Source organism: Brevibacillus sp. MCWH, from assembly GCF_013096935.1.
GTDB classification, from domain to species: Bacteria; Bacillota; Bacilli; order Brevibacillales; family Brevibacillaceae; genus Brevibacillus; species Brevibacillus aydinogluensis.
In genome coordinates this window covers 140,411-149,373 of record NZ_SDLF01000010.1, presented here as the reverse complement: position 1 = coordinate 149,373, position 8,963 = coordinate 140,411, and the positions used below count along the sequence as shown (strand labels likewise).

General features: G+C 55.9%; 8 protein-coding genes and 1 rRNA gene. 1 reads left to right on the top strand and 8 read right to left on the bottom strand.

From position 1 onward, the window contains the following. From ETC00_RS11550 to groES, 7 genes are all read right to left on the bottom strand, one after another. Positions 1 to 203 (bottom strand): 16S ribosomal RNA (locus ETC00_RS11550); the annotation flags it as partial. Between the two features lie 295 nt (positions 204 to 498). After that, positions 499 to 1,293: an HAD family hydrolase gene (locus ETC00_RS11545; RefSeq protein ID WP_171566211.1), complete on the bottom strand. Its 795-nt coding sequence runs from the start codon at positions 1,291 to 1,293 to the stop codon at positions 499 to 501. Beyond that, positions 1,290 to 2,111 carry a carbohydrate ABC transporter permease gene (locus ETC00_RS11540; RefSeq protein ID WP_171566210.1) on the bottom strand — a complete coding sequence of 274 codons (822 nt, stop codon included), beginning with the start codon at positions 2,109 to 2,111 and terminating at the stop codon, positions 1,290 to 1,292. Before ETC00_RS11540 ends, ETC00_RS11545 begins: the two co-directional genes overlap by 4 nt. Before the next feature lie 11 nt (positions 2,112 to 2,122). Then, the gene (locus ETC00_RS11535; RefSeq protein ID WP_171566209.1) at positions 2,123 to 3,082 is read right to left on the bottom strand and encodes a carbohydrate ABC transporter permease; all 960 of its coding nucleotides are present in this window, start codon (positions 3,080 to 3,082) and stop codon (positions 2,123 to 2,125) included. Between the two features lie 87 nt (positions 3,083 to 3,169). Beyond that, positions 3,170 to 4,459 (bottom strand): ABC transporter substrate-binding protein, encoded by a 1,290-nt coding sequence (locus ETC00_RS11530; RefSeq protein ID WP_171566208.1) that lies wholly within the window; start codon positions 4,457 to 4,459, stop codon positions 3,170 to 3,172. 229 nt (positions 4,460 to 4,688) lie between these two features. After that, positions 4,689 to 6,311, bottom strand: a complete 1,623-nt coding sequence (gene groL / locus ETC00_RS11525; protein WP_171566207.1) for a chaperonin GroEL — start codon at positions 6,309 to 6,311, stop codon at positions 4,689 to 4,691. Between the two features lie 56 nt (positions 6,312 to 6,367). After that, entirely contained in the window at positions 6,368 to 6,652 is a 285-nt protein-coding gene (gene groES / locus ETC00_RS11520) for a co-chaperone GroES (protein ID WP_171566206.1), read from the bottom strand. A gap of 270 nt (positions 6,653 to 6,922) precedes the next feature. Between groES and ETC00_RS11515 the strand changes: the two genes are divergently transcribed. After that, on the top strand, positions 6,923 to 8,233 hold the full coding sequence (locus ETC00_RS11515; RefSeq protein ID WP_171566205.1) for a CAP domain-containing protein: 1,311 nt from the start codon (positions 6,923 to 6,925) through the stop codon (positions 8,231 to 8,233). Between the two features lie 70 nt (positions 8,234 to 8,303). Here the strand turns inward: ETC00_RS11515 and ETC00_RS11510 are convergent, their stop codons facing one another. After that, positions 8,304 to 8,732, bottom strand: a complete 429-nt coding sequence (locus ETC00_RS11510; protein ID WP_171566204.1) for a hypothetical protein — start codon at positions 8,730 to 8,732, stop codon at positions 8,304 to 8,306. Positions 8,733 to 8,963: the final 231 nt, after the last annotated feature.

The window sequence follows — 8,963 nt, the reverse complement described above, 5'->3', positions numbered from 1 at the left end:
CTCTCTCATGCGAGAGAGTGCCCTATCCGGTATTAGCGTAAGTTTCCCTACGTTATCCCGGTCTTGCGGGCAGGTTGCCTACGTGTTACTCACCCGTCCGCCGCTAACCTGTCTGGAGCAAGCTCCATTCAGGTCCGCTCGACTTGCATGTATTAGGCACGCCGCCAGCGTTCGTCCTGAGCCAGGATCAAACTCTCCAATAAAGTTGAGTTGAATCGTTAGCTTTCAAAGAAAAGAATTGCTAGGCTCGTTCAACGCGTTCGCTGTTCAGTTTTCAAGGAGCATCTCACTTTTTTCGATCAGCTGCCGCACAGCGGCACCGACCCTTCATACTATATCACGCTCTCTACTCAAAATCAAGAGGAAATTTCTAAGAAGTTATCTTTTTTCATTCTCTTTGAAATTCCCCAGTTGAGAAGCGCAAGATTCATCATACCAACGTGACCGCCAAAAAAGCAAGTGAAAAAAATGGAAGGCCTGCAAGAGAGCGAAGCCTTCCTACCGGCACAACCCGTCCACAAGCGGCGGCAGTTCGCCGATCGTGCCAATCACCGCCTGCGGCGACAATTCCGCGGGAAGCAGGGCAGCCCCCTGCCCTTCCGTCTGTCCCCCGCTTTCCCTTTTCCATTTCTCCAGGCAGAGCTGGTTCATCAAGTCGTGCCTGCTCCTGAGACGGGGATCGACGGCACGCAACTCTTCGGGAAGGTCGCGGCAGACAAAGACGGAGAATACACCGCAGCGATTGGCCAACTGCACGTCATGGTCGAGGCGGTCTCCGACATGGGCCACCACCTCTCCTCCGAACGAACGGAGAATGGCCGGGTCAGGCTTGCCCGCGCCCGCCCGCTCCGGCGTCACCACAGCCGCAAAATACTCCGCCAGTCCGAGCGCCTTCATGACAGGCTCCTGATACTTGTAATACCCGTTGGTGACAGCTGCAAGCGCATAGCCTTTCGCCTGCAGGGCGGCCAGCACGGCCGGCACCTCCGCTTCCAGCAGCCGAATTTTGGGCGGTACGGCATGCTTTTGCACGATACTGGCAATCTCCACGCTTTCCCTGACCCCCAAGCGCTCGAGCAGTTCCGACAGCATGCCGTCCCAATCGTACGCTTCTACATATCGTCCCTGCCTCAGCCGCCTTTCATGCTCCCCCACCAACTCCGCAACGACGTCATGGGGCCGGCCCAGCCAACCGGCGACGGCAGCCGCAATTTCCGGGAACACCCATCCGCCAAACGGATTTTGCATCAGCGTACCGTCGAGGTCAAACGTAATCCAGCGTCTCTTTCTCATTTGATCGCCCCCGAAGTCAGGCCTTCAATAAATTGTTTGGACGCGAACAAAAACGCCACGATCATCGGCAGAGACGAAATAGTCAGGCTGGCAAACAGCAGATTCCACTCCGTATCGTATTCCCCGAACAGGGTCAATACCCCCAGCGGAATTGTGCTCAGCTCCTCGCTTTTGAGAAAGATCAGCGGATAGAAAAAATCGTTCCAGACGCCGATCAAATGGACGATGCCCACTGTTGCCAGCGGCGGCTTCATCAGCGGCAGAATGATCTTCCAGTACACCTGAAAACCATTGCAGCCGTCCAGCCGTGCCGACTGGTCCAATTCCGTCGGGAGCGTCTTGAAAAACCCGTAAAAGACAAACACGGCAAAGGGGATTCCGCCGGCCACGTACAGAATCACCAGGGACGTCAGCGTATCCAACAGCTTCAACTGCAGCATGATCATATACAGCGGCAGAATCGCCAGCTTCATCGGCAGCATCAAGCCCAGCATGAAGAAAAACAACACGTACGGATTCCAGCGAAACGGATAGCGGGACAGGTAGAAAGCGGCAAGTGACGAGAGAAACAGGATCAACAAGACAGACAGCCCGCTCACGTAGACGCTGTTCCACACATACGCGCCAAAGTTCACCTTCTCCCACACCAGCTTGTAGTTTTCCAATGACAGCGAAGCGGGCAGACCGAGCGGCGACGTGAGGATCTCCAGATTGGATTTAAACGACGACGCGATCATCAGAAAAACGGGATACAGCATCAAAACGGAAAAAACCAGCAGCACCAGATACTTTGCAAACTGTCCGAGCCTTGCTGTCATGGTCGAACCTCCTACAGTTCGTATTCCTTGCGTTTAAAGAAAAAGAGCAGCACCGCCGTCGCGCTGGAAATCATCAGGAACAGCACGACTGCCAACGCCGAGCCCAGCCCGATGGACTCGCCCCCCTCCACTGACCCGAAGGCCAACCGGTAGAAGTACGTGGCCAGTACATCCGTGGAATAGTAAGGGCCCCCTTGCGACCCCTGCATGGCAAAAATCAGTTCAAACGTTTCAAACGAGCCAATGAACGTCAAAATCGTCATCACCATGATCGACGGCATCGCCAGCGGCAGGGTTATGCGCAGCAGCATGGTCAGTCCGGAGGCCCCGTCAATCTTGGCGGCATCGTATATTTCCGCCGGGATGGCCTGCAGCCCGGCCAGGAAGATCAGCACGGCAAAGCCGAGGCCGTACCAACTGTTGACGAGGATGATTGCGTAGAGGGCCGTATCCGGGTCGCCCAGCCAGGGGCGGGCCCACTCTTCCAGTCCGACATGCTTCAGCAGGGTGTTCAGCGCCCCGTACGTCGGGTTCAAAATCAGGCTGAACAGGAAGCCGACGACGATCACTGACAGCAGCTTGGGCAGAAACAAGACCGTTTTAAAAAACTCCTTGCCGCGAATCCTGCTGTTGATGATCAGGGCGAGCAGGAACGCAACCACCAGCTTGGCGACGATCGTCCCCACGAAAAAGATGACGTTGTGACCGAACCCGCGGAAAAACATCTCTTTAAACGGCGATTCGGTAAACAGGCGCACGAAATTCTCCAGACCAATAAACGCGCCCCGCTTCAATCCGTTCCACTCGTAAAAGCTGTTCAAAAACGCACTGAAGATGGGATAGACCTGAAACCACACGTAAATGACCAAGGCCGGCAGCAGGAACAGGTGAACCAAATGCTTGCTCAGGTTCAGCCCCCGACGCGGAGCGGCCTGCCGCTTTACTTCGGTCGATTTTTCCAACACGGCCATGGGTGAACCCCTCCCGAAAAACAGGGTACAGCCAAGCGCTCCGGCCTGACTGTACCTCTGCTTGAATTGTTTTTATCCGGCGCGCCGCTACTTGTTCGGCTTGAACCACTTGTCGACGGACGCCTGGGTCGCTTCCGCCACCTGCTCGACGGTGAGCTTGTTGATGTACATGCCCTGCAACGAATCCTCAAACGTGGTTTTCGTGGTCGGCGTTCCCTCCCCAAAATGAACGAGCATCAGGTACGGGACCATGCTTGCTTCGCTCAGCTGCGTCATTTTTTGCACCAGCGGATGCTTGGGGGTCACGCCGGGAATGGGGCTGACGCGGTTTAGTTCGTCGCTGAACAGTTGGCCAAACTCCTTTGAGGCGAGGAACTCCATGAACAGCTTCGCCTCTTCCGGATGCTTGGACGCCTTCACTATACCGTAGGAGCCGTCCACCCAGTTGACGATCGGCGTGTCGCCGCCTTTCTCTTTGGCCAGCGACGGGATCACGTCAAGAGGCATGTCGGGGTTGTGCTTTTCAAACGTTTCCAGCCGGTAGCTGCCGTTGATGTACATGGCAGCCTTGCCGGTATAGAACAGCGCCTGCGCGTCATTGTCGTCGATTCCCACAAAATCGGGCGGGAAAAATGGTGCCAACTCCCGCATCTTTTTGATCGAATCGAGAAACGCCGGATCGTTGAAGGTGGCCTCGCCCTTCATCAATTTGTCCACGAAGTCGTTGCCGCCGTATGCACTGATGCCAATGACGCTGTGCGTGAGGGAGAGCAGATAGGCCGCTTTGCCGGACTGCGCGATGGGAATGATTCCCTTTTGCTGGAGTGCACGGCACACCTGGAGAAATTCGTCCCAGGTTTGCGGAGGCTGCAGGCCGTTGTCGGCAAACAGCTTTTTGTTGTAAAAGATCACGGCGGAGTTGATCGACAACGGGACGCCGTACACCTTGTGGTCACTGCCCCTGGCTGCGTCCAAATACGACTGCGGAATCTCCTGGAGCCCTTTGAGATCGTCCAGCGGCAGCAGATACCCGGCGTCGGCCATCGCACGGGTGCCCGCATACGGACGAAGCTGCACGATGTCCGGCCCGGTTCCGGAGGTGAGGGAGTTGGTCAGAATGGTGTTGTACTCAGTCGATTTGAACGGTTTGAACTTCACCTTGATCCCGGGATGCTGCCTTTCAAACTCGGCAATAAACACAGCGTACGCATCCTTGTCTTCCGGCCGCCAACTGTACATGACCAGTTCCACCGGCTCCCCTTTGGCCGGTTCACCCCCGCCCGGCTGATCACCCGCAGACGACGACGGACTGCTGCTGCAAGCAGCCAGGACGAACACCAGACATGCACATAACAGCCAGACCCCTGCTCGTTTCATTGTGAATCGCCTCCTTACCCTTTTTTCGCTTGGCTCGCTGTCAACATATCTCTGAAGTATTATTTTACATTTTATTTATAAAATACGAAACATTTTTTCGGTAAACATTTGTACTATTCAGAAAAATAACCAGAAAACGCAAGCACCTCAGGCTTGCCTTCCAAATACAAATAAAAAAAGAGAGACAGACTGCTGTCTGCCTCTCGTGTTGAATCGGTATCCCGATTCATTACATCATGCCCATGCCGCCCATGTCCGGCATGCCGTTGCCTGCTTTGGTCTCTTCCGGTTTGTCAGCCACAACGGCTTCCGTGGTCAGGAACATAGCTGCCACGGATGCAGCGTTGGACAGTGCGGAACGGGTAACTTTTGCAGCGTCTACGATACCTGCATCGATCATGTTTACCCATTCTTCGGTAGCAGCGTTGAAGCCGATGCCAACCGGTTCGTTTTTCAGGCGCTCCACGATGACGGAGCCTTCCAGACCTGCGTTCGCAGCGATTTGACGAACCGGCTCTTCCAGTGCGCGCAGCACGATTTGCACACCCACTGCTTCTTCGCCCTCGGCAACCACTTTCTCAACAGCTTTGATCGCGTTGACGAGCGTGGTACCACCGCCAGGCACGATACCCTCTTCCACTGCAGCGCGAGTGGAGTTGAGTGCGTCCTCGATGCGCAGTTTTTTCTCTTTCAGTTCGGTTTCGGTAGCTGCACCGACTTTGATCACTGCTACGCCGCCAGCCAGTTTTGCCAGGCGTTCTTGCAGTTTTTCACGGTCGAAGTCGGAGGTGGTGTCTTCGATTTGTTGACGGATTTGAGCAACGCGGCTTTCGATTGCAGCCTTGTCGCCTGCACCTTCCACGATCGTGGTGGTTTCTTTGGTAACAACAACTTTACCAGCGCGGCCCAGTTGTTGCAGCTTGGTGGATTTCAGTTCCAGACCCAGTTCTTCGGTGATCACTTCACCGCCGGTCAGGATTGCGATGTCTTGCAGCATAGCTTTGCGGCGGTCGCCGAAGCCAGGCGCCTTAACGGCTACTGCAGTGAAGGTACCGCGCAGTTTGTTTACTACCAGGGTAGCCAGCGCTTCGCCTTCTACATCTTCTGCGATGATCAGGAGCGGTTTGCCGCTTTGTACCACTTGCTCCAGCACCGGCAGGATCTCTTGGATGTTGGAGATCTTCTTGTCGGTGATCAGGATGTACGGATCTTTCAGAACCGCTTCCATTTTGTCGGTGTCGGTGATCATGTACGGGGAAGCGTAGCCGCGGTCAAATTGCATACCTTCTACAACTTCCAGCTCAGTCGTGAAGCCTTTGGACTCTTCAACGGTGATAACGCCGTCTTTGCCCACTTTTTCCATAGCTTCAGCGATCAGTTCGCCCACTTCAGTGCTGTCAGCGGAAATGGACGCAACTTGCGCGATAGCCGCTTTGCTTTCCACCGGTTTCGCGATGGACTTGATTTCTTCAACGGCAGCGCGTACCGCTTTTTCCATACCGCGACGAACAACCATCGGGTTGGCGCCGGCGGTTACGTTTTTCAGACCTTCGCGAATCATCGCATAAGCCAGAACAGTAGCGGTGGTCGTACCGTCACCAGCGATGTCGTTGGTTTTGGTCGCAACTTCTTTCACGAGCTGCGCACCCATATTTTCATAAGCGTCTTCCAGCTCGATCTCTTTCGCGATGGTCACACCGTCGTTGGTGATCAGCGGAGAGCCGAATTTTTTCTCCAGAACCACGTTGCGGCCTTTCGGACCGAGGGTTACTTTCACGGCGTTAGCCAGTGTTTCCACCCCGCGAAGCATCGCGCGGCGTGCGTCTTCAGAGAACTTGATTTGTTTTGCCATCTCAAACTCAACCTCCTGCGTTATGTGTTTTCCGTACGTTCCTTATGTGAAAAGCCTTAGCCGATGATCGCGAGGATATCGGATTCGCGGAGCACGAGGTATTCTTTGTTGTCCACTTTTACTTCGGTGCCGGCGTATTTGGAGAAGATTACCTTGTCGCCTTCTTTCACTTCCAGCGCGATGCGCTCGCCGTTGTCGGCAACGCGGCCGGAACCGACTGCGATTACGCGTCCTTCTTGCGGTTTCTCCTTCGCAGTGTCAGGCAGAACGATACCGCTTGCAGTCGTTTCTTCTTTGGAGATTGGTTCGATTACCACACGGTCACCCAATGGCTTCAGCACAAAAAACACCCTCCTTAAAGTCTAGGTTCATGAAGATGATTGTTGTTAGCACTCGATCGAGGGGAGTGCTAACACCCATTACCTATAATAATGAATCCCTATGTACTTTGCAAGTAGTTTCCCTCACTTTTTTCCATCCGGCCTGTTCTCGTTCCCTCTCATTTTGACAGTCTTTTCTTTGGCATTTGCTAGATTTTCGGTTCTACCAGACCAGCTTGTTCATATAGATAAACCATGAGATCAGACAAGCCATCCAAGGAGGGAACCTGCATGCGCAAATGGATCTGGATCGGCGTGTTCGCCCTCTTGGTCGCGGGCATCGGCCATTTCCTCATCGCGGGCAATTCGTCCGCCATCCTCGCCAACGTCCAGCCGACCACGCTGTATTGGGACGGCAAAGCCGTAACCGGCGTTGATTCGTCCGGGTATTTTCACGACGGTACCCGTTACCTTCCCGCCGCACTTGAATACAAGGGGGTCACGTATGTTCCCCTGTCTTTGATCGGCCGCCATCTGAACAAACCGACAGGCAGGGACGAGGCCAGCCATTCCGCCTGGCTGGGACAAGCACCGGGGGCGGCAAAACGCCCTTCGCCCCAGCAGACAGGCCCTGCCGCAGTCAAACTTCCGCCTGCTCAGTCAGCGACCGCGCCTACCGAGACCAAACGTCCCGCTCCGAACACTTCCGCCAGCCTGTTCGGCATTTCTCTCGGCATGCCGGCCGAGCAGGTGGTCAAAGTGCTCGGCAAGCCGGCTCGCCAGGAGCCGAGCGGTCTGGGGTACCAGTGGTGGATCTACAACCGCGATCCGGCCCGTTACCTCCAGGTGGGCATCAGTGACGGCAAGGTGGTGGACATCTACTCCAACGCGCCCCAAGCCAAGACCGGCAATGCCTCCATCGGTACCAGCCTGCCGGCTCTTGTCCGCCACTACGACATCGCCCATACCGTCTCGTTTTCCTACATGAACGCCCACGTGGAGATCACCAACCAAAAATACCAGCGGCCGCTGGTCATCGTCGACGGTATCCCCCACATCTTTTACCTGGACAAGCAGAACGGCGACAAGGTGACCGCCATCCGCCTGATTGACACGCTGATGCTCTTGCGCGGCAGCTTTTACGAAACGAAGTGGACGTATCAAGGCGAGGCTCCCAATTTCGATCCCCCTCCGCTGAGCGTAAAGGAGCGGGAGCAGGTGAACACCGCGATGGAACGTCAACTGCTCGACCTGGTCAACGTCGTCCGCTACCGCTACAAACTGCCCCTGCTTACCTGGAGCGACCAGGCCGCCCGCGTCGCCCGCCAGCACAGCCGGGACATGGAGTCCCACGGCTTTTTCGACCACGTCTCCGCCACCACCGGCTTAAATCCATTCCAGCGGCTGCAAAAAGCAGGGATCGCCTACAGCATGGCGGGAGAAAACATCGCCGCCGGCTACCCGGATGCCATCGAAGCCCACGAGAGCTGGATGAACAGCCCCGGTCACCGCAAAAACGTGCTGGAAAAAGGATTCGCCCAACTGGGGGCGGGCGTGGCGACCGACTACTACACCCAGACGTTTCTCACGCTCAAGCAATAAGGACGGGAGTTCTCCCGTCCCGTTTGCCCTTTTTTAAGCCCAGTCCTGCCGCTGCGGGTACGCCGCACCTTCAATCCTGCAGGCGGACGAGCTTTTTTAATCCGTCCACCTCGCCGGCAAACTCGACGACCAGGGTCTCGTACTGCTTGGTGTGCAAAATCATCCAGGGGCGACGGCTGCCCGCCTTGGGCATGACGACAAACATTTCGGCAATGGCGGCGTCGATCTTTGCTGGCCGGTGAACCAACTGCCTTGGCGGCACCAGCGGGATTTTGACGATCAGCGCATGTGAAAGCGGCGGATTCAGCTCCTGCACCCGCCCGCTGACACTGTTCAGGAGAACCTGGGCTTCCGTCTGAAATGCCTCTGTGTTGTCAAAGGTATTCACCACCCGCTCTTCGTCCGTGTCAAACAGTTCTACTTGTTCGGCCGCTTCTGCTTTGACCGCTCCCGTCTGCAGCGGAGAGGCCAGCAGTGCCAGACAGAGAATCAGCCACATGGATGTACACACCTCCTGTTTTCCCGTAGTAGTATGCCCGGCCGCCTGCAAAAGTAGAAAGGACGGCATATGCCGCCGACGTCATCTGCATTCCGCCTCACAACGGGCCGGCGTACCTCGTGCTTACGGTTGGTACCGCCGCTCCCTGGTCGGGACCTTTACCGACAGACTGCCCATGCCGGACGCACCAAAAAAGCCCCCGCCGCATTTCGGCAGGGGCCTTTGCACGCA